The organism is Streptomyces sp. NPDC048182, assembly GCF_043202555.1.
Taxonomy (GTDB): Bacteria; Actinomycetota; Actinomycetes; order Streptomycetales; family Streptomycetaceae; genus Streptomyces.
This window is the reverse complement of sequence record NZ_JBIDAQ010000004.1, coordinates 417,154-440,024: the sequence shown is the minus strand read 5'-3', so window position 1 is coordinate 440,024 and position 22,871 is coordinate 417,154. Positions and strand designations below refer to the sequence as shown.

Below are 22,871 nucleotides of genomic sequence, written 5' to 3'. Positions count from 1 at the left end.
CGTCCCCCCGCCCGCCCCTCCCGGGAGATCCCCATGCCCCTGCGCACGCGTGTCAGACACCTGGTCGCCCTGCCCGCGGTCCTCGCCTGCGCGGTGGCCGCCCTGCTCGGCTCCGCCCCCACCGCCGGGGCGGAGTCGAACGGCGGGGTGCGCGTCATGCCGCTCGGCGACTCCATCACCGACGGCTTCAACGTGCCCGGCGGCTACCGCGCCGACCTGTGGCAGTACCTGACGGCGGACGGGCACCGCGACGACTTCGTGGGCTCGCAGTACAACGGTCCGGCGCGGCTCGGCGACCACGACCACGAGGGGCACTCGGGGTGGCGGATCGACCAGATCGACGCGAACGCGGCCGGCTGGGTCCGCTCGGCAGCACCGCGCACGGTGCTGCTGCACATCGGCACCAACGACATGGTGCAGAACCACGACCCGGCCGGCGCGCCCGCCCGGCTCTCCGCCCTGCTCGACCACATCACCACTGCCGCCCCGAACGCCGACGTCTTCGTCTCCGACCTGATCCCGCTGGCCGACCCGGTCCTGGAGGCCCGCGCCCAGCAGTTCAACGCGGCCGTCCCTGGCGTGGTCTCGGCGCTGGCCTCCCGCGGCCGGCACGTGCACTTCGTGTCCATGCACTCCGCGCTCACCACCGCCGACCTCGCCGACGGCGTGCACCCGACCGGCGGCGGCTACTCGAAGATGGCGGCGCGCTGGTACTCCGCCCTGGTCTCCTCGCCGGTCACCCGCTGGGAGGCGGAGAACCCGGCCTACGCCGTGGTCAACCACGCCGACCTGCCGGCCAGTGCCACGGCGTCGGGCGGTCGGAAGGCGGGGCACATCGACTACGCCGACAGCTATCTCCAGTACACGATCAACGCCCCCTACACCGGCGGCTACCGCATGTACGTCCGCGCCGGCAACGGCATGGGGACGCCCTGCGGCCACCAGCTCACCGTCAACGGCGCACCGGCGACGACGCTCACCCATCCCTCGCTTGGCTGGGACGAGTGGACGATGACCGGCGTGGACGTCCAGCTCCGCCAGGGCGCCAACACCCTGCGCTTCGCCAAGGGCGCCTGCTACGCCGAGATCGACGCGATCGACTTCGCGACCCTGGGCGCCCCGGCGCCCTGGATCTGACCGGCGCTCGCGGCGGCGCGCGTTCAGTGCCCGCCGCTGGGCATGTCGCAGCCGGAGTGATCGGGGTAGCCGCCGAAGGCGGTGGCGTGCGTGGCGGCGCGGTCCAGGCCGCCCTCCACGCACAGCAGGGGCGTGTCGTCCGCCAGAACGAGGAAGCCGACGCCGGTGGGACCGTTCTGGTAGGTCTGCACGGCGCCCTCCGGATAGCCGAGGCCGAGCAGCGCCGCGCGGGTGTGCGCCGGGGCGAAGTCGCCCCGCTCCCGCAGGGGTTCGAGCGCCTTCTCGATCCGCGCCGCGACGGCGAGTCCCGCGCAGCGCGGCCGGCCGCGCAGCTGGAGGGGGACGCGGAAGCCGTGGTTCTCGGCGTAGTGGTCACCCGGCTCCGGGGTCACGCCCGGCGCGGTCGAGGACGCCGACGGGGTGGGATGTTCGCCGGGACACGGGGTCTTAGTCGGCGTGCTCGGGGTGGGCCGCGCGTCGGCGTCCGAGGCGTGCAGGGTTCCGCACCCGGTGGCGAGTACCAGGGCTGCCGCCGCCGTCAGCCGCCTGGTCCTCGTCGCTCTGGTCGTGTTCATGTCCCCGATGCTGTCAGGCGCCTGGCAGGGCGTCATGAGCACGGGTACTCAGCCCGGCGGCGGCCTCCCGAAGACCCATGACGTCCGACGAACCCATGACGTCCGACGAAGAGGAGTGTCCCGTGCTCAGACGTGTCCGACGGTCGTTCCGCCACCCGCTCGCCGCGCTCCGGTGGCCCGCTGGCGCTGCCGTCGTCCTGGCCCTGCTGGGGCCGGTGGCGACGCCGGCCGGCGCGGCCCCCGGCCCCGCCGCGGTCACCGCGCGCCCCGCCGCGCCAGCCGTCGCCGCGGCGACGGCCAGCCGTCGCCGCGGCGACGGGTACGCCCCTGCGCGACGGCACCGCGCTGTACCCCCGGGCCGTCCGGCTGGCGTACAGCGGGGCGGCCAACGGCCGGGTGCTCGCGAGTGTCGTCACCTTCGACGGCGACAGCGGCGTCGGCGCCGTCCACGAGAGCACCGACGGCGGCGCCCACTTCCGCGAGGTGGGCCGGATCGGCGATCCCGAGTCGGCGGGCGGCCGGGGCCTGTGCTGCGCCACCCTGTTCGAACTGCCCCGGCAGATCGGCGCGTTGCCCGCAGGCACCCTGCTGTGGGCGGCGTCGGCGGGCCAGGACGTGCCCGACCGCCGGATGGCGCTGCGCGTCTGGCGGAGCGACGACGTGGGCCGGACCTGGTCCTACCTGTCCTCCTGCGCGACCGCCCGCGGCACCGGCGGCCTGTGGGAGCCGGAGTTCTCCGTCGCCGCCGACGGGGCGCTGGTCTGCCACTACGCCGACGAGACGGACCCGGCGCACAGCCAGAGACTGGTCGCCGCGCGCAGCTACGACGGCGTCCACTGGCAGGACCGGCACGACACGGTGGCGAGCACCTCGGCGCCCGACCGGCCGGGCATGCCGGTGGTCCGCCGGCTGCCGAACGGCTCGTACGCCATGGCGTACGAGATCTGCAACCCCGGCGGCCAGTACCAGTGCGCGGTGTACGTCCGGACCTCGGCGGACGGCTGGAACTGGGGTGATCCCACGCAGCCGGGCCGGCGCCCGGAGACACCCGACGGCAAGTACCTGCGCGCCGCGCCGACCCTGGCCTGGGCGCCGTCGCCGGGCGGCGGAGCGGCAGGGCGGCTGCTGCTCATCGGGCAGCGCCTGCTCAACCGCGACGGCACCGTGGCCGCCGACAGCGGGCGGACCATCCTCGCCAACACGGAGAACGGCGGCGGACCCTGGTACGAGATCGAGGCACCCGTCCGGGTCGCCGACCCCGGGGTGAACTACTGCCAGAACTACAGCTCGCCCCTCCTCCCCTCCGCCGACGGCCGGCAGGTGCTGGAGATCGCCACCGACTTCGACGGGTCGGTGTGCCGGGCCTACGTCGCCACCGGCGGCCTCACCGGCAGCGGCGACGCGGCCGGCGTGGTGGACGGCGCCCTGTACCGCCTGGTCAGCGCGAACAGCGGGCTCTGCCTCGACGTGGCCGGCGACTCCCGGGTGGCGGGCGGCAACGTGCAGCAGTGGACGTGCAACGGTCTCGGCCCCCAGCAGTGGACGCTCCGGGCGCGCGGCGGCGGCCGGTTCACGCTCACCGGGCGCAACAGCGGCCTCTGCCTCGACCTGGAGAACGGCTCCTCGGTGCCGGGCGCGGACGTCCGGCAGTGGTACTGCAACGCCCAGCCGGCCCAGGACTGGCGCCTGGAGAACGTCGGCCGCTCCGTCTACCGGCTGGTCTCGGCGGCCAGCGGGCAGTGCCTGGACGTGGCCGCGGGCTCCCGGGAGCCCGGCGGGGATGTCCGGCAGTGGACCTGCAACGGTCTGCAGCCGCAGATCTGGCGGCTGGAGCGGGTCTGAGGGCGCTGCCCGCCCGGGCGTGATCAAAGACTGGTCAGCTCCGTGGTGACCGGCGAAGATGGAGGTCCGGAGGCTCCATCGCCGGTCCCACCTGGAGGTAGCCGTGAAGATGCTCATCAACGTCCCGGAGACGGTGGTCGCGGACGCGCTGCGCGGTATGGCCGCCGCCCATCCGGAACTGACCGTGGACGTGGAGAACCGGGTGGTCGTGCGGGGGGACGCCCCCGTCGCCGGCCAGGTCGCCCTGGTGTCGGGCGGGGGGTCCGGGCACGAGCCGCTGCACGGCGGGTTCGTGGGTCCGGGGATGCTGTCGGCGGCCTGCCCGGGCGAGGTGTTCACCTCGCCGGTGCCGGACCAGATGGTGCGGGCGGCGGCGGCCGTGGACAGCGGCGCCGGGGTGCTGTTCGTCGTGAAGAACTACACGGGCGACGTGCTGAACTTCGACATGGCCGCCGAGCTGGCGGAGGACGAGGGCATCCAGGTCGCCAAGGTCCTGGTCGACGACGACGTGGCGGTGACCGACAGCCTCTACACGGCGGGCCGGCGCGGCACGGGGGCCACCCTGTTCGTGGAGAAGATCGCGGGTGCCGCGGCGGCGGAGGGGCGGCCCCTGGAGCGGGTGGCGGCGATCGCCCGCCAGGTCAACGAGAACTCCCGCAGCTTCGGCGTCGCCCTCGCCGCGTGCACCACGCCGGCCAAGGGCAGCCCCACCTTCGACCTGCCGGCCGGGGAGCTGGAGCTGGGCGTGGGCATCCACGGCGAGCCCGGCCGCGAGCGGCGTCCCATGATGACGTCCGGCGAGATCGCCGAGTTCGCCCTGGAGGCGGTCCTGACCGACCTCCGGCCGCGCAACCCGGTCCTGGTGCTGGTCAACGGCATGGGCGCGACGCCGCTCCTGGAGCTGTACGGCTTCAACGCCGAGGTGCAGCGGGTGCTCGGCGAGCGCGGGGTGCCGGTGGCCCGCACCCTGGTCGGCAACTACGTCACCTCCCTCGACATGGCCGGGGCGTCGGTCACGCTCTGCCAGATCGACGAGGAGCTGCTCGGGCTGTGGGACGCGCCGGTGCGTACGGCGGGACTGCGGTGGGGCATGTGACGGCGCACGGGGAAGGGAACCCACCGGACACGTACCCATCGGGCCCGTCAGGTTCATCGGGCCCATCAGGCAAGGAGACCCCGTGCTCGACGCCGACTTCTTCCGCCGTTGGATGACGGCGACCGCCGCACTCGTCGACCGTGAGGCGGAGCGGCTCACCGCCCTCGACTCCGCCATCGGCGACGCCGACCACGGCAGCAACCTCCAGCGCGGTTTCGCCGCGGTGACGGCCACTCTGGAGAAGGAGGCGCCCGGCACGCCCGGCGCCGTCCTGACCCTCGCCGGGCGGCAGCTCATCTCCACGGTGGGCGGCGCCTCGGGGCCGCTCTACGGCACCCTGCTGCGCCGCACCGGCAAGGCGCTCGGCGACGACGCCGAGGTGGGCCGGGAGCAGCTGGCCGAGGCGCTGCGGACGGGGGTGGACGCGGTGCGGCAGCTCGGCGGCGCGGCGCCGGGCGACAAGACGATGCTCGACGCGCTGCTGCCCGCGGTGGACGCCCTCGGCGACTCCTTCGCGGCGGCCCGGGACGCCGCCGACGAGGGCGCCCGGGCCACCACGCCCCTCCAGGCCCGCAAGGGCCGGGCCAGCTATCTGGGCGAGCGGAGCATCGGGCACCAGGACCCGGGGGCCACGTCGGCCGCGCTGCTCGTCGCGGCGCTCCAGGAAGCGGCCGGTGCGGCGAGCGGTGACGCGGCCGGTCAGGAGGCGGACCGATGAGCGGGGCGGAGACGGTCGGCATCGTGCTCGTGTCGCACAGCGCGGAGGTCGCCGCGTCGGTGGCCGCGCTGGCCAAGGCCCTGGCCGGGGGCGGCGGGGAGGTGTCCGTCGCGCCGGCCGGCGGCACCGCGGGCGGCGGCTTCGGCACCAGCTCCGAGCTGGTCGCCTCCGCCGCCGCGTCCGTCGACCGGGGCGCGGGGGTCGCCGTCCTCGCCGACCTGGGCAGCGCGGTGCTCACCGTCAAGGCCCTGCTGGCCGAGGGCGACGAGCTGCCCGAGGGCACCCGGCTGATCGACGCCCCCTTCGTCGAGGGCGCGGTGGCCGCGGTCGTCACGGCGGCGACGGGGGCCGACCTCGCGGCGGTGGAGGCGGCGGCCGCGGAGGCTTACTCCTACCGGAAGGAGTAGGCACCCGGAGCGTTCTCCGGTGATCTGGATCACAGCGTGTCACAGCCGTGGCGGCCCCGGTGTCTGAAGGCCGAGCAACCGAACGACGAAGGAGACACCGTGAACCGGAACACCGAGGTGGTCGTGGTGGGCGGCGGATACGCCGGGGTGATGGCGGCGAACCGCCTGACGCTGCGCGACGACGTGCGCGTGACACTGGTCAACCCGCGCGAGGTCTTCGTCGAGCGGATCCGCCTGCACCAGCGGGTCGGCGGGACCCACGAGGCGGTCCGCGACTACCGCGAGGTACTGGCCGAGGGCGTCCGGCTGCTGGTCGGCACCGTGGACCGGATCGACGCGGCCGGGCGCACGGTGGTGCTGGCCGACGGCGGGTCCGTCGGCTACGACCACCTGGTCTACGCGGTGGGCAGCGGCAGCGCCGAGCCGCGGGTGCCCGGGGCGGCCGAGTACGCCTACCCGATGGGCGGCCTGGAGGAGGCGGAGCGGCTGCGCCCGGCCCTGGACGCGGCGGCGCGCACGGCACCGGTGACCGTGGTGGGCGGCGGGGTGACCGGCATCGAGACGGCCGCCGAGCTGGCGGAGGCGGGCCGCGCGGTCACCCTGGTCGCCGGCCGGGTGCTCGGCCCCTCGCTGCACCCGAGGGCCCGGCGCACGGTCGCCCGGCGGCTGGGCCGACTGGGCGTGCGGGTCCTCGACGGTCCGGAGGCGGTGGTCACCGCGGTCACCCGGGACAGCGTGCGGCTCAGCGGCGGTCGCGAGCTGCCGAGCGCGGTGACCGTCTGGACCGCCGGATTCGGGGTGCCGGACCTGGCCGCGCGCAGCGGGCTGACCACCGACGCGCTGGGCCGCCTGCTCACGGACGAGACGTTGACCAGCGTGGACGACGACCGGATCGTCGCGGCCGGTGACTCGGCGGCGCCCTCGGGCCTGCCGTTCCGGATGAGCTGCCAGGCGGCGGTGCAGCTGGGCCCGCAGGCCGCCCGGACGGTGCTCAGCCGGCTGGCGGGCGAGCGGCCGGCCCCGGTCAGCGTGGGCTTCGTCGCCCAGTGCCTCAGCCTCGGCCGGCACGCGGGCGTCTTCCAGCTCACCCACAAGGACGACACGGTCCGCGCGGTCAGCGTGGGCGGCCGGACGGGGGCCGGGCTCAAGGAGTTCATCTGCCGCGGCATCCCGTGGCAGCTGGCGTACGAGGCCCGCAAGCCGGGCGTCCGCACCTGGTGGGCCAAGGGCCAGGAGCGCCGGGAGCCGGTGCGCGGCACCGGCCCGGCCGCCTCCGCCACTCCCGCCGCCCCGGCCGGACCGGCGGCCGGCCGGTGAGCACGCGCACCGCCGACGCGGCGACCGAGGTCTTCGTCGCGCACCGCAACCTGCTGTTCACCGTCGCCTACGAGATGCTGGGCTCGGCGGCCGACGCGGAGGACGTCCTCCAGGAGACCTGGCTGCGATGGGTCGAGGTCGACCAGGACCAGGTCCGCGACCAGCGCGCCTACCTGGTCCGCGTCACCACCCGCCAGTCGCTCAACCGGCTGCGCGCCCTGGCCCGCCGCCGGGAGGCGTACGTCGGACCCTGGCTGCCCGAGCCGCTGCTCACCACCCCTGACGTGGCGCAGGACGTCGAGCTGGCCGAGAGCGTGTCGATGGCGCTGATGCTGGTCCTGGAGACGCTGTCGCCGACCGAGCGGGCCGTGTTCGTGCTGCGCGAGGTCTTCGACGTCGGCTACGACGAGATCGCGGCAGCGGTGGACAAGACCCCGGCGGCCGTCCGCCAGATCGCCCACCGCGCCCGCCGGCACGTGGAGGCGCGCCGGCCCCGCGAGACGGTCTCGGCGCGGGAGTCGCGCGCGGTCCTCGAGTCGTTCCGCAGCGCGCTCGCCACCGGTGACCCGCAGCGCCTGCTCGACGTGCTCGCCCCGGACGTGGTCCTGCTGAGCGACGGTGGCGGCGTCCGGCAGGCCGCGCGCCATCCGGTCGCCGGCGCGGACAAGGTGGCCCGGTTCATCGCGGGCGGGCTGCGCAGGACGAACGCCCGGTTCGCCGCCGAGCCCGCCGTGGTCAACGGGAACCCGGCGCTCGTGCTGCGCCTGGACGACGAGGTGGACGGGGTGATGGCGGCCCGGGTGGTGGACGGCCGGATCACCGGCCTGTACTACGTCCGCAACCCGGGGAAGCTGTCCCGCCTGGGCGCCGAGACCCCGCTCACCCTGGGCTGAGGCCGGCCGCGCGGCGGGCCCCGCCGTCGCCGACGAACGCGCGGGCCAGCCGCTCGCCCTCCTTCGCGGCGGCGGCCGGGTCCTCGACGGGCTTGGCGGCGCTGTCCTTGAAGACGATGTAGGTGACGTCGGAGGCGGCGCCGCCGCTGACCGGGTCGGCGGGGACGCCGAGGGCCTTGGCCGCGGCGTAGGAGGCCTCGCCGATGAGGTCGCGCGGGCCGACGTCGCCGACGACGGCGTACCGCACCCGGTTCTTGTGGACGACGGCGGCGACCGACCCCCCGCGCACGCCCTGCCTGCGGTGGTCCCAGATGTCGCTGGGCTGCGGCACGACGACGTAGGGGAGCCGCTCGGCATCCAGCGGCCGGCCGTCGGACTGGGCGACGGCGGTGGCGGGCGTGAAGTGCGGGTCGGTGCGGCGGTTGCACTTCTTCCCGGGCCGGCCGTCGCAGTCGACGTCCAGGTCGGCCTTCCAGAACACGGCGCCGGAGGTGCCGCAGACCGGGATGTCGGCGGGCGCCCCGGCGTCGCTGCGGTAGCGGCCGTGCGACACGGGCGTGCAGTGCCGCACCTTGGCCAGCAGGTCGGCGGCGCGGACGGCCCCGGCCTTCGGGGCGGGACGGGTGGCCGGACGCGCGGGGGCCGCGGTGGAGGGGCGGGTGAGGTGCCGCGGGGCGGGGCCGGCCGGAGGGGCGGGACGGACCCCCCGGTCGGCCCGGTCCGGCACCCGGCGCTCCGCCCAGGCCGGGGCGGGCGGTGCGGGCCGGTGCGGCGGCGGGGTGGCGGGGAACGTCGTGGGGGCGAGCAGGGCGGCGCTGGCCGCGACCAGTGTCAGCGACTGGACACGCACGAGGTGGCCTCTCCTGGGGGACATGGGACGGTCACTCGGCCCCATCTGTGCCCGGTTCGCCCCCGTGACCACCCCCGTGCGGCCGTACGGGGTACGCCCGGGGGCGGTGACGGGGGCCGGGGGGGGGCGGGGGGCCCCCCCCCCCCCCGGGGCCCCCCCCCCCCCCCCCCGCCCCCGGGGGCCGCCCCCCCCCCGCCCCCCCCCCCGCGGGGGCGGGGGGGGCCCGCGCGGGGGGGGGGGGGGGGGCGGGGCCGCCCCGGGGGGGGGGGGCCCCGGGGGCCCCCCCCGGCCGCCCGTGCCGGCGCGGGGACAGCGACGACAGCGGTCCGCGCCTCGGGCCGAACTCCCCCACTGCGGGGGCGAGTTCCGGCCCCGTCAGGGGGCCCAGCATACGTACTCCCCTCTAGCCGGGGGCACGCACGCACCCTTGCCGCGCTCCTCTCCCGGGCGCATATTGGTCCGGACCATTGCCGTCGGCCGTCCGGGAGGCAGCGCCGTGCGAGGTATCCCCCCGACCGCCCTGCCTCGCGCCGCGCTGCTGTGCGGGACCCTGGCCCTGCTCACCGCGTGCGGCGGCAGCGGAGCCGACGACGGTGCCGGGGAGGGCCGCCTCCCCGGGGCGCCCACCGGCGTCACCGCCCAGGCCGGCAGCGCGACCACGGTGCACGTGATGTGGAACGCGCAGGCCGGCGCGGAGACCTACGAGATCTACCGGGGCGGCGCCAAGGTGAAGGAGGTGCCGGCCGCCGACCACATGGCCGACCTCGTCCGGCTCAGCCCCGCGACCGCCTACGTCTTCACCGTCCGGGCGCGGGACGCCGACGGGCGGCTCGGGCCGCCGAGCGGCGAGGTCCGCGCCACCACCCCGGCCGCCACGGCCGCCGACCGGTCGGCACCGACGGCGCCGGGCGCGCTGCGGGCCCGCGCGGCCGGCGACCGCGCGGTGCAGCTGACCTGGACCGCCGCGCGGGACGACCGGGGCGTGGTGTCGTACGAGGTCCGGCAGGGCGGCGCGAAGGTGCACAGCGTGGGCGGCGCCCAGACGGCGACCGTGGTGACCGGGCTGCGCCCGGGCACCGCCTACTCCTTCACGGTCCGGGCCCGCGACGCCGCCGACAACGTCTCGCCGGCCGGTACCGCCGTCCGGCTGACCACGCCCGGCACCGACGACGGCCTAGACAGCGCCCCCACCGGCCTGCGCGCCGCCACCCACCGCGCCGACGGGGCGTACTACATCGACCTCGACTGGATCCCGCCCCGCACCGACGGGGTGGTCACCGAGTACCAGATCCACCTGGACGGCCACCTGGCCACCTCGCTCGTCTACGGCGGCGAGGCGCCGCGCGAGAAGGCGGAGTACAGCTTCTACGCCGGCGAGGAGAGCGGGGTCACGCACCGGGTGCGGATCCGGGCCCGGCTCCCCGACGGCACCTGGGGAGGCTTCTCGGCGGAGCGTACGGTGACGACGACCGGCGGGTGAGCCCGGGCGCGGTGCCGCCGGACCTGTCACCTGCCCGGTCGCGCTCGGCATGCGGGGCCTCCCGGTGCCCTGTTGGCTGCCCGTATGCGCATCTCCCCGTCACTCCTCCGCTCCGGCCTGACCGGGGCCGCCGCGCTCGCGCTGCCCGTGGCCCTGGCCGCCGGGCCCGCCGCCGCCGGGCCGGGCATCTCGGTGAGCACCACCGGGACCACCGTGTCGGTCACCACCAGCGCCTGCGCACAGCTGAACGGCAGCTGGGGCACCGCCTCGCTGCTCACCAGCGGCCAGGCGGACTTCGCCCAGGGGCGCCAGGTGGCGCTGTCGGGCACCGCGGCCGGCCAGTCGGCCGCCTGGTCCGGCATCACCCCGGGCACCTACACGGTCGTCGTGCTGTGCTCCAACAACAGCAACGCCGGCTCGCAGAGCGTGATCGTCTCCGCGGCGCCCTCCCCCACGCCCACCCGGTCCGCGGCGCCGTCGCCCGCGGCCTCCCCGCGCGGGGTGCTCGGCGGGGTCGGCGGGGCGGTGCAGGACTTCGGCACGGTGACGCTGGTGGCCGGCGGCGCGCTCGTCGGGGCCGGGGTGATCGGCGTGGCCTGGTTCCTGCGCCGGCGCGCCAAGCCGTACCGGTTCTAGGACGTGTCCGCAAAGTCCCGTCGTCCGCCCGTAGGGCGGGCCGCGCGGCGTCCGGTGCGTGCTCTCGGTGTGCCGGGCGGACGCCCGCGTACTGGTTGTACGCGGGTGTCGCCCGGTGCGGCGAGAGTGGGTGCCGGGCGTCGCACGGCAGGCGGGACTTTGCGGACACGCCCTAGGTCGCGTCGGCGGGCAGCGCGGCCAGCTCCGCCAGCGCGTGCCTGAGCCAGCCGGTCCAGAAGGTCTCCAGGTCGATGCCGGCCCGCAGCACCAGGTGCCGCAGCCGGTCCTCGGCCGCGTCCCGGTCCGGCGGGAAGTCGCGCTCCTCGATCTCCTCGTACTCGGCCAACTGCCGCTCGTGCAGCTCCAGGTGGCGCCGCAGATCCGCCTCGATGCCGGCGGTGCCGACCACGGCCGCGGCGCGCAGCCGCAGCAGCATCACGTCCCGCAGCGGCTTGGGGTCGTGCGCGGCGGCGGCCCAGCGGGCGAGTTCGGCACGCCCGGCCGGCAGCACCTCGTAGCTCTTCTTCTGCCCGCGCGCCGGCTGGTCGGCGGGCAGCGCCCGGATCAGCCCGTCCGTCTCGAGGCGCCCCAGCTCGCGGTAGATCTGCTGGTGCGTGGCCGACCAGAAGTAGCCGATCGACCGGTCGAAGCGGCGGGTCAGCTCCAGCCCGGACGACGGCTTCTCGGCCAGGGCGGTGAGGATCGCGTGCGGGAGTGACATGCGGTCATCCTAGGGAGGGCCGGGGAGGGCCCCCGGTGGCCCTCAGAGCGCCGCCGCCAGCTCGGTGCCCTGCTTGATGGCGCGTTTGGCGTCCAGTTCGGCGGCCACGTCGGCGCCGCCGACCAGGTGGGCGCTGCGCCCGGCGGCGATCAGCTCGTCGTACAGGTCGCGGCGCGGCTCCTGCCCGGTGCACAGGACGACGGTGTCGACCTCCAGGACGGTGCTCCGCCCGTCGACGGTGATGTGCAGCCCGGCGTCGTCGATCCGGTCGTAGCGCACGCCCGGGACCATGGTGACGCCCCGGTGCTTCAGCTCGGCGCGGTGGATCCAGCCGGTGGTGCGGCCGAGCCCCGCGCCGACCTTGGTGGTCTTGCGCTGGAGCAGGTGCACGGTGCGCGGCGGCGCGGGGCGCTCGGGTGCGGCGAGGCCGCCCGCGGTCCGGTAGGCGGTGTCGACGCCCCAGCGGCGGAAGTACGTCTCCGGGTCCTCGTGGGCCTTGTCGCCGCCGTCGGTGAGGTACTCGGCGACGTCGAAGCCGATGCCGCCGGCGCCGAGGATCGCGACCCGGTCGCCGACGGGGGCGCCGTGGCGCAGCACGTCCAGGTAGCCGACGACGCTGGGGTGGTCGGTGCCGAGGAGCTCGGGGACGCGCGGGCTGACGCCGGTGGCGACGACGACCTCGTCGTAGCCGTCGAGGTCGGCGGCGGTGACGGCGGCGCCCAGGCGCAGGGTGACGTCCTCCTCGGCCAGCCGGGTGCGGAAGTAGCGCAGCGTCTCGTCGAACTCCTGCTTGCCGGGGACCTGGCGGGCGACGTTCAGCTGGCCGCCGATGTCCGCCGCCGCGTCGTACAGGGTGACGTCGTGGCCGCGTTCGGCGGCCGTGACCGACGCGGCGAGGCCCGCCGGCCCGGCGCCGACGACCGCGACGCGCTTGCGGCGCCGGGTGGGCGCGAGGACCAGCTCGGTCTCGTGGCAGGCGCGCGGGTTGACCAGGCAGGAGGTGATCCGGCCGCTGAAGGTGTGGTCGAGGCAGGCCTGGTTGCAGCCGATGCAGGTGTTGATCGCCTCCGGGCGCCCGGCCGCGGCCTTGGCGACGAAGTCGGGATCGGCGAGCATCGGACGGGCCATCGAGACCATGTCGGCGGTGCCGTCGGCGAGCAGCCGCTCGGCCAGCTCGGGGGTGTTGATGCGGTTGGTGGTGACCAGCGGCACCGACACCTCGCCCATCAGCCGCTTGGTGACCCAGGTGTAGGCGCCGCGCGGCACGGAGGTCGCGATGGTGGGGATGCGGGCCTCGTGCCAGCCGATGCCGGTGTTGATGAGCGTGGCGCCCGCCGCCTCGACGGCCTTGGCCAGGGTGACCACCTCGTCCAGGGTGGAGCCGCCCTCGACCAGGTCCAGCATGGACAGCCGGTAGACGAGGACGAACTCCTCGCCGACGGCCTCGCGCACCCGGCGGACGATCTCGACGGGGAAGCGCATCCGGTTCTCGTACGAGCCGCCCCAGCGGTCGGTGCGGTGGTTGGTGCGCGCGGCGGTGAACTCGTTGATCAGGTAGCCCTCGGAGCCCATGACCTCGACGCCGTCGTAGCCGGCCGCGCGGGCGAGGCGGGCGGCGCGGACGTAGTCCTCGACGGTGCGCTCCACCTCGGCGTCGGTCAGCTCGCGCGGCACGTGGGGGCTGATCGGCGCCTGGAGGGCGCTCGGGGCGACCAGGTCGGGGTGGTAGGCGTAGCGGCCGAAGTGCAGGATCTGCAGGGCGATCCGGCCGCCCTCGCGGTGCACCGCCTCGGTGACCACGCGGTGCCGCTCGGCCTCCGCCTCGGTGGTGAGTCGGGCGCCGCCCGGGTAGGGCCGGCCCTCGTCGTTGGGGGCGATGCCGCCGGTGACGATGAGGCCCACACCGCCGCGGGCGCGGGCGGCGTAGAAGGCCGCCATGCGCGCGAAGCCGTTCTCCGCCTCCTCCAGGCCCACGTGCATGGAGCCCATCAGGACCCGGTTGGGCAGCGTGGTGAAGCCCAGGTCGAGAGGGCTCAGCAGGTGGGGGTAACGGCTCATCGGGGCCTCCGTGCGCGGTGGTGTGCCTCTGTTGTAGAGGACGGCCACCTTCTTGTGCAACTAGTTGCACAAGAAGGCTGGCGCACGGGGCTCCTGTCGGAGCGAGGTCAGTGGCTCTCCAGCCGCAGGTGCAGCTCCCGCTCCTGGTCGCCGGAGGCCCCGCTCAGGTCGTGCACCGTGAACAGGGAGTCGAGGGTGGTGCGGAAGCGCTCGATCGCCCAGTAGCCGCCCTGCACGTCGGCCTCCACCGAGGCGGCCAGGTGCGCGGGGTCGCACTGCTCCCGCCGCTCCTCGGTGACGTCGAAGGTGCCGAGCCAGACGGTCGGGCGCACCTCGTGGTAGTCCCGGGGCACGTCTCCGGCGTCCCGGTCGGAGGAGTAGCACGTGCCGAGGACGTCGAACACGGTGCGGGCGTCCTCCTTGCTGCACCCGCTCAGCTCAAGGGAGACGGCCTCCGGATGCAGTCGCTCGCGGTCCATCGTGATCGCTCCTCTCGCGGACCCGCCACGGTGCCGGAAAGCACCGGTACGCCCAGGAAAGCACCACCTCAGGCGGAGCACTACCGGCGAGCCTCGGCCACCCGCAGCGTGCCGGGCGGGCGGTGCGGGTCCGGCGCGCAGTGTCACGGCGCCCGCTGGACATGCGCAGAGCAAATTCGGCACCGGGGGATGCGGCCGGTCGCCGGTCCCGTGCGGCGGGTCGGGCCGCGCCGGGTGATGCTGGGAGGTGGCGGCAGGCGCCGGACGGCCCTGCGCGGGCGAAGTGCGAGAGGGCGGTGGCGGTGGCGGCGTCGGCGAGGAGTGCCGCTGGACGGCGAAGGCGGGGCATGGGATGAGTGGAGCCGGGTCCGCGGGCGCCGCCGGGCCGCCCCGCGAACCGGTGCGGCCCAGCGGGCTGCTCGACGTGCTGAACGTGGCCTCGATCGTGCTGGACACCGAGGGCCGGATCGTGCTGTGGAGCCCGCAGGCCGAGGAGCTGTTCGGCTGGCCGGCCGAGGAGGCCCTCGGCCGGCACGCCGCGCGGATCATGGTGGACGAGCGGCACCTCGACACGGTGGTGCGGCTGTTCACCGACGTCATGAAGACCGGCCGGAGCTGGGCCGGGGCCTTCCCCGTTCGGCACAAGGACGGCCGCACGCTGCTGGTGGAGTTCCGCAACATGCGCCTCCTGGACGACCTCGGCGACGTCTACGCGCTCGGGCTCGCCGCCGACCGGTCGACCGTGCGCCGCCTCGAGCGGGACGTGGCGCTGGCCAGCCGGATGATCCGCCAGTCCCCGACCGCCCTGGCGGTCCTGGACACCGGGCTGCGCTACGTCTCGGTCAACCCGGCGGTCGAGGAGCTGGACGGCGTGCCCGCCGAGGGCCACATCGGGCGGACCATGCGGGAGGTGCTGCCGCACGTGGACACCTCCGACCTGGAGGCGACCGCACGCCGGGTCCTGGAGACCGGGCAGCCGGTCGTCGGGCGCCTGATGTCGGGGCGGACGCCGGCCGACCCCGAGGACGAGCACACCTGGTCGGTCTCCCTGTACCGCCTGGAGGACACCTTCGACGAGGTCCTCGGCGTCGCCGTGTCCCTCGTGGACGTCACCGAGCAGCACCGGGCGGGCGCCGAGGCGGAGGCCGCGCGGCGCCGGCTTGCGGCCGTCGCGGAGGCGTCGGCGCGGATCGGGACCACCCTCGAGCTGGACCGCACGGCGCACGAGCTGGCCGCCGTCGCCGTGCCGGGGCTCGCCGACATAGCGGCGGTCGACCTGCTGGAGGCGGTGGTCAAGGGCCGGCGCAGCGCCCTCCAGCCGGCCGAGCCGGCGGTGATCCGGGCGCTGGCCGTGCAGGCCGACGAGGCGCCCGAGGCGCTCGAGGCCGCCGATCCGCCCGGCCAGGTCGCCCGGTACGGGCCCGACCGGCTGGTCACCGAGTGCGTGCGCACCGGGCAGCCGGTGCTGGTGCCGGCGGTGACGGAGGCCGACCTGCCGCGCATCGCCCGCTCACCGGAGGCGGCCGAGCTGCTGCGCCGGGCGGGTGTGCACTCCTACCTGGCGGTGCCGCTGATCGCGCGCGGCGAGGTGCTGGGCTCCCTGGACCTGAAGCGGATGCGCAACCCGCTGCCGTTCGGCGAGGACGACCTGCTGCTCGCCCGGGAGCTGGCGGCCCGCGCGGCCCTCCAGATCGACAACGCCCGCTGGTACCAGAACGCCCGCGACGCGGCCCTGACCCTCCAGCGCAGCCTGCTGCCCAGCCACCCCCGCACCACGGGCGGCCTGGAGGTCGCCGCCCGCTACCAACCGGCCGAGGCCACCAGCGAGGTGGGCGGCGACTGGTTCGACGTGATCCCGTTGGAGGGCCGCAAGACGGCGCTGGTGGTGGGCGACGTGATGGGCAGCGGCATCACGGCGGCGGCGTCCATGGGGCGGCTGCGCACCGCGACGAACACCCTGGCCGCCCTCGACCTCGACCCGGCGCTGCTGCTCGGCCACCTCGACCGGACCACGGCAGGGCTCGAGGCGGCCATCGCCACCTGCGTCTACGCCGTCCACGACCCGGAGCTGCGGCAGTGCCGGATCGCCAACGCCGGGCACCTGCCCCCGGTCCGGCTGCGCGCCGGGCGCCCGCCCGAGCTGCTCGACCTGCCCACCGGGGTGCCGCTGGGCGTGGGCGACGTCGCGTTCTCCACCACGGCGGTCGGCCTGGAACCCGGCGACCGCCTGGTCCTGTACACCGACGGCCTGGTGGAGACGCGCCGCCACCCCCTGGACGAACGCCTGGACCAGCTCCTCGCCCTGCTCGACGGGCCGGACGACCGCCCGCTCGAGGAGGTCGCCGACCACCTCCTGCGCGCCCTGCACGAGCCGGAGAACGCCGACGACGTGGCCCTGCTGATCGCCCGGGCGATCACGCCCGGCGAGGAGTGACGCCCGCTATCCCACGCCTATCACCACGTGGGCGTACAGCTCCTCCGACACCGCCAGGCGGGTGGTGAGGCCGGCCCGGGTGAAGGCGTCCACCGCGGCCGGTGCCTGGCGCTCGCTGGTCTCCGCCAGGAGGCAGCCGCCCGGCGCGAGCCATTGGGACGCCTCGGCGGCGACCCTGCGCAGCACGTCCAGGCCGTCGGCGCCGCCGTCCAGGGCGGCGGTCGGCTCGTGATCGCGGGCCTCGGCGGGCAGCAGGGCGACCTCGCCGGTCGGGACGTAGGGCACGTTGGCGGCGAGGATGTCCACCCGGCCGCGCAAGCTGCCGGGGAGCGCCGCGAAGAGGTCGCCCTGGTGCACCCGGCCGCCCACGGCGGCGAGGTTGCCCTCGGCGCACCGCACGGCGGCGGGGTCGATGTCGGCGGCGTGCACCTCGGGCCCGTCGAGCGCGGCGGCCAGCGCGGCCCCCACGGCGCCCGAGCCGCAGCACAGGTCCACCACGACGGCCGCGCCGGGCGCCTGCGCGAGCGCCTCGGCCACCAGGTGCTCGGTGCGGCGGCGCGGGATGAAGACGCCGGGCGCCACGGCGATCCGCAGACCGGCGAACCCGGCCCAGCCGAGGACGAGTTCCAGCGGCAGACCGGTGACGCGGCGGCCCACCAGGGCGGCGGCCTCCGCGGGGGTGCGGGCGGCGGCGAGGACGAGATCCGCCTCGTCCTCGGCGAAGACGCAGCCGGCGGCGCGCAGTTCGGCCGCGATCCGGTCACGGGACGCGGGAGGGAACCCGGAGGAGGAAGGGGAAGGAGAAGGGGAGGAAGGAGAGGGAGGGGAAACGGGCATGGAGGCCGAGAGCCTTTCGGTAACCGAAGGGCGCTCCCGCGGTCATCCGTCGACGGTGACCGTACTGCCGTGAGGTGAGAGCACCCGGGCCGACACAGCGGTGATGGGTCCCACCTCCTCCAGCTCCGGCGGCCGGGACGATCCTCGGCCGCCGGCCAGCCTACCCCAGCGGCCCCGACGTCCGACCGGCCTGGCGACCGCACCGATCGAGCCAACGGATGCCCGGCGCGGGACCAGTGGCGCGCCACCGAGTTTTCGGGCCGCCGCGCCGGGCACCTGTCCGGCAGCGTGAGGCGGTCCTCCGGTCCCGGGGACCGCGGAGGGTGAGGTCGAGCATGCGAACCCGGGTGCGTGGCTGGCGCTGGCGGCACAACCCGCTGCGCCGCAGGTCGGACGTGGTCGAGGCGTGGACGGCGGTGGCCGTCGCCGTGCTGCTGTTCGTCGGGGCACCGCTCGCGGGCGCCGCCGCGGCCTGGTGGGGGCACGACCAGGCGCGAGACGCGGCCCGGCAGCAGCTGGCCGAGCGGCACCGGGTCAGCGCGACGGTGGTCGGCCCGCCCCCGGCGGCGCTGCCGACCGTGCAGGCGGGCGGGCAGCACGCCTACCGCGCCACCGTGCGCTGGACCGCCCCCGGCGGCGCGCGGCCGACCACCGCGGCCCGGGTCCCCGCCGGCACCCGGCCCGGCGACACGGTGCGGGTGTGGCTCGACTCCAGGGGCCGCGCCGTGCCGCCGCCCGCCGACGGCGCCGTGGTCTGGCAGCACACGCTCACCCTTGGGGTGTGCGCCGCCGCCTCGACGGCGCTGGCGGTCCTGCTGGCACAAGGCTTGGTGCGCCGGGTGACCCTGCGCCGCCGGCTGGCGGAGTGGGAGCGCGCGTGGGCTGGCACGGAGCCGCACTGGACGCACCGGCGCCCGGCCTGAGGCCTCCGCGACCACCGGGAGACGGTGCGGTTTCGGCCGAACCGGCGGGCCGCCCTTCCCAGCTGGTTTAGACCAATGATAGGTCTGGTGGCGCACAGGTTCCGCACGGTTACCGCACGTCACCCACAGGAGGGCGCGGCATGGCCCGCACCAGCCCGCACGACCGGCTCCGTCCCCCGTCCGACCCCGAGACACCGCCGCTGTACCGGAAGGTGGTCACCCGGCTGCTGAACGAGCTGCGGGACGGGACCGTCCCGCCCGGCCGGCGCCTGCCGAGCGAGCGCCGGCTGGCCGAGCACTTCGGCGTGAGCCGGGAGACCGTACGGCAGGCCCTCGAGGTGCTGCGCCGGGACGGCCTGGTCACCACCGACCGGCGGGGCACCCACGCCACCCTGCCCGGGCCGCCCGCCCGGGGTGCGGCGGCCGTCACCTTCCCGGCCGCCCTGGCCTTCCCGGTCGGCGCCCGCCCGGCTGAGCCGGCCGGCGGGGACCGGGCCACCGTCACCTGGGAGGCCCCGTCGTCGGAGCACGCGGCGGCGCTGGGTCTGGCGCCGGGACGGCCCACGCTGGTCCACCGCTACGCCGCGGCCTGCGCGGACGGCAGCGGCCGGCGGACGGCCGTCACCTCGTTCTCCGCGGTGGCGCTGGCCGAGGTCGAGGAGCTGGCCCGCTACCGCGACCGCGCCGACGGAACCGCCGTGGCGCAGCTGCGGCGGGCCTACGACTGGATGCGCCGGGCCGGCCTGACGCTGCATCACCGCGACACGATCAGCCCGCTCTCCGACGCGCCCTCGGTCCGGGTCACCCGGCGGGTGCACGACCAGTACGCGCGCCCACTGGAGATCACCGACCTGGTGGTCGACGCCCAACCGGAGCTGCTGGTCTACGAGTTCACCCTGCCCGCCGCGGGTTGAGCCGCCCCCGTCCGCCAGGCCGTCACCAGCCGCACGCGCGGGCTGCCGTCGGCCCGGCGGCCGAAGGAGGGCAGCGGACGCAGCTCGGTCCGGAAGCCGGCCCGCGCCAGCTCCCGGCCCACCTCGCCGAGGCGAAAGGTCCGGTAGTACATGACGAACGGCGGGCGCCACACCGCGTTGCGCACCCGCATCGCGGCGTCGAAGCCCAGCAGTGTCCAGTAGCCGGGAGAGCCGGGGCGCGGCGGGGCGGCGACCGGGAAGGCGAAGCAGCCGCCCGGCCGCAGCACGGCGTGCACCCCCGCGAACAGCCCCGGCAGCTCGCGGGGCAGGAAGTGCCCGAACGCCCCGAAGCTGACCGCCAGGTCGAAGGCGGGCCGGAAGGGCAGGGCCCTGGCGTCCGCCCGCACCAGGGAGGCCGCGGGCGCGCCGGGCGCGGCGCGCCGGTCCGCGACGGCCAGCATCCCGGCGCTGAAGTCGACGCCCGTCACCCGGTCCCGGCACAGCCGGGCCAGCACGTCCAGGCCCGCCCCGGTGCCGCAGCACAGGTCGAGCCCGGTGCCGAACGGTCCCAGCGGCGCGAGCGCGTCCGCCACCGCGTCGAGCACCGGGGCCGGCGTGCGGTACGGGGTGCGGTCGAACTTCGGCGCGAGCAGGTCGTAGCCGCGCTCGACGGACGACAGCGCCTGGACGGCGAGTTCGCGCAGGGTGGGGCCTCCGGGACTGAACATCCGGCCAGCCTAGGCGGCGGTCGGGGCGGGGCCGGGCCGCCGCTCCGGGGAGCCGCTTCCTGGCGCGGTGCCGGTCGGGGTGGTACGGTTCGGGCAGCACCTCTATTCCGCCCGTTCTGGGCCCGGTGCCTCTTCGATCGCCGACCCGCCCTTCCCGGCGCGTCCGCTTCTCAGCACCACCTCGTGAGCGGGGCCTCTCCCCGCTGTCTCCGAGGCGCTTCTCCGCCGTATCCCGAGGCGTGTCGTCCGACCCCTCGCGCGGCTTCCCCTTCCTCACGCATGTCTCGTGCCCGTGTCCGCGAAAGGACCGATCCCATGACCACCACACTCGAACACCCCCCGGTACAGCAGTCCCCAGCCGAGACCGTCACCGGCGTCCTCGACGTCGAGGCGGGCGGGAAGGGCCGGCTGCGCGGCCCGGGCCTGCTCCCCGACCCGGCGGACCCCGCCCTCTCCCCCGCGCTGATCCGACGCCACGGCCTGCGCAAGGGCGACCTGGTCGAGGGCGTGCGCGGTGACCGCCGCACCCTGGCCGACGTCGTCCGGGTCGGCGGACGCGCGGCGGGCGCACCGGGCCGCCGGCCGCACTTCGCGGAGCTCACCCCGGTCCACCCGCACCGCCGGCTGCGCCTGGAGCACCCCGCGGCCGGCCTCACCGGGCGGGTCACCGACCTGCTCGCCCCGGTCGGCAAGGGGCAGCGCGGGCTGATCGTGGCCCCGCCGAAGGCCGGCAAGACCATCCTGCTCAAGCAGCTCGCCGCGGCCGTCGCCGGCAACCATCCCGAGGCCCGGCTGATGGTCGTCCTCCTGGACGAGCGCCCCGAGGAGGTCACCGACATGCGGCGCTCGGTGGCCGGCGAGGTCTACGCCTCCACCTTCGACCGCGGCGCCAGGGAGCACATCGCCCTCGCCGACCTCGTGGTCGAGCGGGCCAAGCGGCTGGTGGAGGCCGGCGAGGACGTCGTGATCCTGCTCGACTCCCTCACCCGGCTGTGCCGGGCACACAACAACGCCGCCTCCTCCGGCGGCCGGACGCTGAGCGGCGGCGTCGACGCGGGTGCGCTGCTCGGCCCCAAGCGGTTCTTCGGCGCCGCCCGGCAGGCCGAGGAGGGCGGTTCGCTCACCATCCTCGCCACCGCCCTGGTGGAGACCGGCTCGCGCGCCGACGACTTCTTCTTCGAGGAGCTGAAGGGCACGGGCAACATGGAGCTGCGGCTCAACCGCGAGCTGGCCACGCGCCGGGTCTTCCCCGCCGTGGACCCGGCCGGCTCCGGCACCCGCCGGGAGGAGCTGCTGCTCTCCGCCGCCGAGTCGGCCGCCGTGCGGGGCCTGCGCCGGGTGCTGGCCGGGCGGGACGTCCCGTCCGCCGCGGAGACCCTCCTCGAGCGGATGCGCCGCACGCCGGACAACGCGGCGTTCCTGCGGCAGGTCCAGCCGACGCTGCCGGCGGACTGACGGCGGTCCGGGCGTCCTCTGTTCCGGCGTGTCCTCTGTTCCGGCGCGTCCTCTGTTCCGGCGTGTACCGACGGCCGGCCAGGCACCCCGGGCCGGCGTGTACGGCATCCGGGTGAGCGCCCGCGCGGCTCGGCCGGGCCGGCGTGGCGTTCCGGCGCCCCCTTCCTACGTTGTGCGATATGACTATCGGATTCTCATCCCGGACGGTCCGCACCACCTGCGCCCTCTGCGCCGCGGGCCTGCTCGCGCTGCTGCCCGGCGCCGCGGCCGCGCGCGCGGGGCGCCCGGACCCCGCCGGGACGGGCGGCTCCCCGGCGGCGGCCCCGCCGTCCGCGCTGGACCGCCCCGGCACCCAGGTCCGGCTCCGCCCGGGAGCGCCGGAGGTGCCGGAAGTCTCCGCCCTGTCCTGGGTGGTGGCCGACGCGGGCAGCGGCGACGTGCTGGCCGCCCACGACGCGCACCGCAGGCTGCCGCCCGCCAGCACCCTGAAGACCCTGTTCGCCCTCACCGTGCTGCCGGCCCTGCCCGGGGGCGTCCGCCACCAGGTCAGCGCGCGCGAACTGGCCGAGGTCGGCCCGGGCAGCAGCCTGGTCGGCGTCACCGAGGGGGGCACCTACCGCGTCTCGGACCTGTGGAACGGCGTCTTCCTGAACTCCGGCAACGACGCCGTCCACGTGCTGGCCGACCTCACCGGCGGCTGGTCCGCCACGGCCGCCCGGATGCAGGCGCGGGCGCGTGACCTGGGCGCCCGGGACACCCACGTCCTCTCGCCGGACGGCTACGACACCCCGGGGCAGGTGTCCTCGGCGTACGACCTGGCGGTGTTCGGGCGGGCCGGGCTGCGCAACCCGGACTTCGCGCGGTACTGCGCCACCGTCGACGCGATGTTCCCCGGCGAGCACGGGGAGACGTTCGGGATCAAGAACACCAACCGGCTGCTCACCGGCGCCGACGGCGTCGAGCGCTACCCGGGTCTGATCGGCATCAAGAACGGCTACACCAGCAACGCCGGCAACACCCTCGTCGCCGCCGCCCGGCGCGGCGGGCGCGTGCTGGTGGTGACGGTGATGAACCCGCAGGACGGCGGCGGCCACGCCGTGTACGAGGAGACCCGCTCGCTGCTCGACTGGGGCTTCGCGGCGGCCGGCCGGGTCGACCCGGTCGGCTCCCTCGACGCCGGCGACCGGGCCCGGCCCGGACCCGCGGCCGTGCCCACCCCGGCAGCGGCCGGGCCGGAGCGGGCTGCGGCGACGGACTGGGCGGCCACCGGCGCCGTCGCGGGCGCCGCGGGCCTGGGCGCGGGCGCCGTGGCCCTGGGGCTGCACCTGGGCCTGCGCGGCCGGCGCCGGGACTGAGTCCGGGTACGCGGGC

The 22,871-nt window shown here is 76.2% G+C and carries 21 protein-coding genes; 14 read left to right on the top strand and 7 right to left on the bottom strand.

What is annotated here, in order from left to right:
- The first annotated feature begins 33 nt into the window (after positions 1-33).
- Positions 34-1,137: a GDSL-type esterase/lipase family protein gene (locus ACGFZL_RS10760; protein WP_393690506.1), complete on the top strand. Its 1,104-nt coding sequence runs from the start codon at positions 34-36 to the stop codon at positions 1,135-1,137.
- A 23-nt stretch (positions 1,138-1,160) separates the two neighbouring features.
- Here the strand turns inward: ACGFZL_RS10760 and ACGFZL_RS10755 are convergent, their stop codons facing one another.
- Entirely contained in the window at positions 1,161-1,712 is a 552-nt protein-coding gene (locus tag ACGFZL_RS10755; protein ID WP_393690505.1) for a hypothetical protein, read from the bottom strand.
- Between the two features lie 132 nt (positions 1,713-1,844).
- On the opposite strand from ACGFZL_RS10755, the gene ACGFZL_RS10750 reads away from it, so the two are divergent.
- From ACGFZL_RS10750 to ACGFZL_RS10725, 6 genes are all read left to right on the top strand, one after another.
- On the top strand, positions 1,845-3,554 hold the full coding sequence (locus tag ACGFZL_RS10750; protein WP_393690504.1) for an RICIN domain-containing protein: 1,710 nt from the start codon (positions 1,845-1,847) through the stop codon (positions 3,552-3,554).
- Positions 3,555-3,657: 103 nt separating this feature from the next.
- Positions 3,658-4,650: a dihydroxyacetone kinase subunit DhaK gene (gene dhaK / locus ACGFZL_RS10745; protein ID WP_393690503.1), complete on the top strand. Its 993-nt coding sequence runs from the start codon at positions 3,658-3,660 to the stop codon at positions 4,648-4,650.
- Positions 4,651-4,732: 82 nt separating this feature from the next.
- Positions 4,733-5,368: a dihydroxyacetone kinase subunit DhaL gene (dhaL, locus tag ACGFZL_RS10740; protein WP_393690502.1), complete on the top strand. Its 636-nt coding sequence runs from the start codon at positions 4,733-4,735 to the stop codon at positions 5,366-5,368.
- Complete coding sequence (locus tag ACGFZL_RS10735) at positions 5,365-5,775, top strand: PTS fructose transporter subunit IIA (protein ID WP_393690501.1); 411 nt, start codon at positions 5,365-5,367, stop codon at positions 5,773-5,775. Before dhaL ends, ACGFZL_RS10735 begins: the two co-directional genes overlap by 4 nt.
- A 99-nt stretch (positions 5,776-5,874) precedes the next feature.
- Entirely contained in the window at positions 5,875-7,092 is a 1,218-nt protein-coding gene (locus tag ACGFZL_RS10730) for an NAD(P)/FAD-dependent oxidoreductase (RefSeq protein ID WP_393690500.1), read from the top strand.
- Positions 7,089-7,985: an RNA polymerase sigma-70 factor gene (locus ACGFZL_RS10725; RefSeq protein ID WP_393690499.1), complete on the top strand. Its 897-nt coding sequence runs from the start codon at positions 7,089-7,091 to the stop codon at positions 7,983-7,985. The genes ACGFZL_RS10730 and ACGFZL_RS10725 overlap by 4 nt, the downstream gene beginning before the upstream one ends.
- On the opposite strand, the gene ACGFZL_RS10720 is transcribed toward ACGFZL_RS10725, so the two are convergent.
- Positions 7,972-8,835: a glycoside hydrolase family 75 protein gene (locus ACGFZL_RS10720; protein WP_393690498.1), complete on the bottom strand. Its 864-nt coding sequence runs from the start codon at positions 8,833-8,835 to the stop codon at positions 7,972-7,974. The two genes, ACGFZL_RS10725 and ACGFZL_RS10720, sit on opposite strands and share 14 nt — an antisense overlap.
- 496 nt (positions 8,836-9,331) lie before the next feature.
- On the opposite strand from ACGFZL_RS10720, the gene ACGFZL_RS10715 reads away from it, so the two are divergent.
- The gene (locus tag ACGFZL_RS10715; RefSeq protein WP_393690497.1) at positions 9,332-10,315 is read left to right on the top strand and encodes a fibronectin type III domain-containing protein; all 984 of its coding nucleotides are present in this window, start codon (positions 9,332-9,334) and stop codon (positions 10,313-10,315) included.
- Between the two features lie 84 nt (positions 10,316-10,399).
- Positions 10,400-10,951, top strand: a complete 552-nt coding sequence (locus tag ACGFZL_RS10710) for a hypothetical protein (RefSeq protein WP_393690496.1) — start codon at positions 10,400-10,402, stop codon at positions 10,949-10,951.
- A 172-nt stretch (positions 10,952-11,123) separates the two neighbouring features.
- Here ACGFZL_RS10710 and ACGFZL_RS10705 read toward each other — a convergent pair whose 3' ends face one another.
- From ACGFZL_RS10705 to ACGFZL_RS10695, 3 genes are all read right to left on the bottom strand, one after another.
- Positions 11,124-11,672: a PadR family transcriptional regulator gene (locus tag ACGFZL_RS10705; protein ID WP_393690495.1), complete on the bottom strand. Its 549-nt coding sequence runs from the start codon at positions 11,670-11,672 to the stop codon at positions 11,124-11,126.
- A gap of 42 nt (positions 11,673-11,714) precedes the next feature.
- Entirely contained in the window at positions 11,715-13,730 is a 2,016-nt protein-coding gene (locus tag ACGFZL_RS10700; RefSeq protein WP_393690494.1) for an FAD-dependent oxidoreductase, read from the bottom strand.
- Positions 13,731-13,837: 107 nt separating this feature from the next.
- The gene (locus tag ACGFZL_RS10695) at positions 13,838-14,209 is read right to left on the bottom strand and encodes a hypothetical protein (protein WP_393690493.1); all 372 of its coding nucleotides are present in this window, start codon (positions 14,207-14,209) and stop codon (positions 13,838-13,840) included.
- Between the two features lie 352 nt (positions 14,210-14,561).
- Here ACGFZL_RS10695 and ACGFZL_RS10690 point away from each other — a divergent pair, with 352 nt between their 5' ends.
- Positions 14,562-16,643, top strand: a complete 2,082-nt coding sequence (locus ACGFZL_RS10690; RefSeq protein ID WP_393690492.1) for a SpoIIE family protein phosphatase — start codon at positions 14,562-14,564, stop codon at positions 16,641-16,643.
- A 6-nt stretch (positions 16,644-16,649) separates the two neighbouring features.
- Here ACGFZL_RS10690 and ACGFZL_RS10685 read toward each other — a convergent pair whose 3' ends face one another.
- Positions 16,650-17,480, bottom strand: coding sequence for a putative protein N(5)-glutamine methyltransferase (locus ACGFZL_RS10685; RefSeq protein WP_393690491.1), 831 nt, complete (start codon positions 17,478-17,480; stop codon positions 16,650-16,652).
- Between the two features lie 335 nt (positions 17,481-17,815).
- On the opposite strand from ACGFZL_RS10685, the gene ACGFZL_RS10680 reads away from it, so the two are divergent.
- Together ACGFZL_RS10680 and ACGFZL_RS10675 are read left to right on the top strand one after the other, a co-directional pair.
- Positions 17,816-18,403 carry a hypothetical protein gene (locus tag ACGFZL_RS10680; protein ID WP_393690490.1) on the top strand — a complete coding sequence of 196 codons (588 nt, stop codon included), beginning with the start codon at positions 17,816-17,818 and terminating at the stop codon, positions 18,401-18,403.
- A 140-nt stretch (positions 18,404-18,543) separates the two neighbouring features.
- Entirely contained in the window at positions 18,544-19,317 is a 774-nt protein-coding gene (locus tag ACGFZL_RS10675; RefSeq protein ID WP_355168918.1) for a GntR family transcriptional regulator, read from the top strand.
- On the opposite strand, the gene ACGFZL_RS10670 is transcribed toward ACGFZL_RS10675, so the two are convergent.
- Positions 19,287-20,045 (bottom strand): class I SAM-dependent DNA methyltransferase, encoded by a 759-nt coding sequence (locus ACGFZL_RS10670; RefSeq protein ID WP_393690489.1) that lies wholly within the window; start codon positions 20,043-20,045, stop codon positions 19,287-19,289. The genes ACGFZL_RS10675 and ACGFZL_RS10670 overlap by 31 nt on opposite strands.
- A 315-nt stretch (positions 20,046-20,360) precedes the next feature.
- Between ACGFZL_RS10670 and rho the strand changes: the two genes are divergently transcribed.
- Both rho and ACGFZL_RS10660 read left to right on the top strand, forming a co-directional pair.
- Positions 20,361-21,500 carry a transcription termination factor Rho gene (gene rho / locus ACGFZL_RS10665; protein WP_393690488.1) on the top strand — a complete coding sequence of 380 codons (1,140 nt, stop codon included), beginning with the start codon at positions 20,361-20,363 and terminating at the stop codon, positions 21,498-21,500.
- A gap of 179 nt (positions 21,501-21,679) precedes the next feature.
- Positions 21,680-22,855 (top strand): D-alanyl-D-alanine carboxypeptidase family protein, encoded by a 1,176-nt coding sequence (locus tag ACGFZL_RS10660; RefSeq protein WP_393690487.1) that lies wholly within the window; start codon positions 21,680-21,682, stop codon positions 22,853-22,855.
- Positions 22,856-22,871: the final 16 nt, after the last annotated feature.

Bases quoted from the DNA above. Each gene is read 5' to 3' on its own strand.
- rho (WP_393690488.1), top strand. From the start codon at position 20,361: ATGACCACCACACTCGAACACCCCCCGGTACAGCAGTCCCCAGCCGAG.
- ACGFZL_RS10700 (WP_393690494.1), bottom strand. From the start codon at position 13,730: ATGAGCCGTTACCCCCACCTGCTGAGCCCTCTCGACCTGGGCTTCACC.
- ACGFZL_RS10760 (WP_393690506.1), top strand. From the start codon at position 34: ATGCCCCTGCGCACGCGTGTCAGACACCTGGTCGCCCTGCCCGCGGTC.
- ACGFZL_RS10735 (WP_393690501.1), top strand. From the start codon at position 5,365: ATGAGCGGGGCGGAGACGGTCGGCATCGTGCTCGTGTCGCACAGCGCG.
- ACGFZL_RS10680 (WP_393690490.1), top strand. From the start codon at position 17,816: ATGCGAACCCGGGTGCGTGGCTGGCGCTGGCGGCACAACCCGCTGCGC.
- ACGFZL_RS10710 (WP_393690496.1), top strand. From the start codon at position 10,400: ATGCGCATCTCCCCGTCACTCCTCCGCTCCGGCCTGACCGGGGCCGCC.
- ACGFZL_RS10705 (WP_393690495.1), bottom strand. From the start codon at position 11,672: ATGTCACTCCCGCACGCGATCCTCACCGCCCTGGCCGAGAAGCCGTCG.
- ACGFZL_RS10690 (WP_393690492.1), top strand. From the start codon at position 14,562: ATGAGTGGAGCCGGGTCCGCGGGCGCCGCCGGGCCGCCCCGCGAACCG.
- ACGFZL_RS10670 (WP_393690489.1), bottom strand. From the start codon at position 20,045: ATGTTCAGTCCCGGAGGCCCCACCCTGCGCGAACTCGCCGTCCAGGCG.
- ACGFZL_RS10755 (WP_393690505.1), bottom strand. From the start codon at position 1,712: ATGAACACGACCAGAGCGACGAGGACCAGGCGGCTGACGGCGGCGGCA.
- ACGFZL_RS10675 (WP_355168918.1), top strand. From the start codon at position 18,544: ATGGCCCGCACCAGCCCGCACGACCGGCTCCGTCCCCCGTCCGACCCC.
- ACGFZL_RS10685 (WP_393690491.1), bottom strand. From the start codon at position 17,480: ATGCCCGTTTCCCCTCCCTCTCCTTCCTCCCCTTCTCCTTCCCCTTCC.
- ACGFZL_RS10695 (WP_393690493.1), bottom strand. From the start codon at position 14,209: ATGGACCGCGAGCGACTGCATCCGGAGGCCGTCTCCCTTGAGCTGAGC.
- ACGFZL_RS10660 (WP_393690487.1), top strand. From the start codon at position 21,680: ATGACTATCGGATTCTCATCCCGGACGGTCCGCACCACCTGCGCCCTC.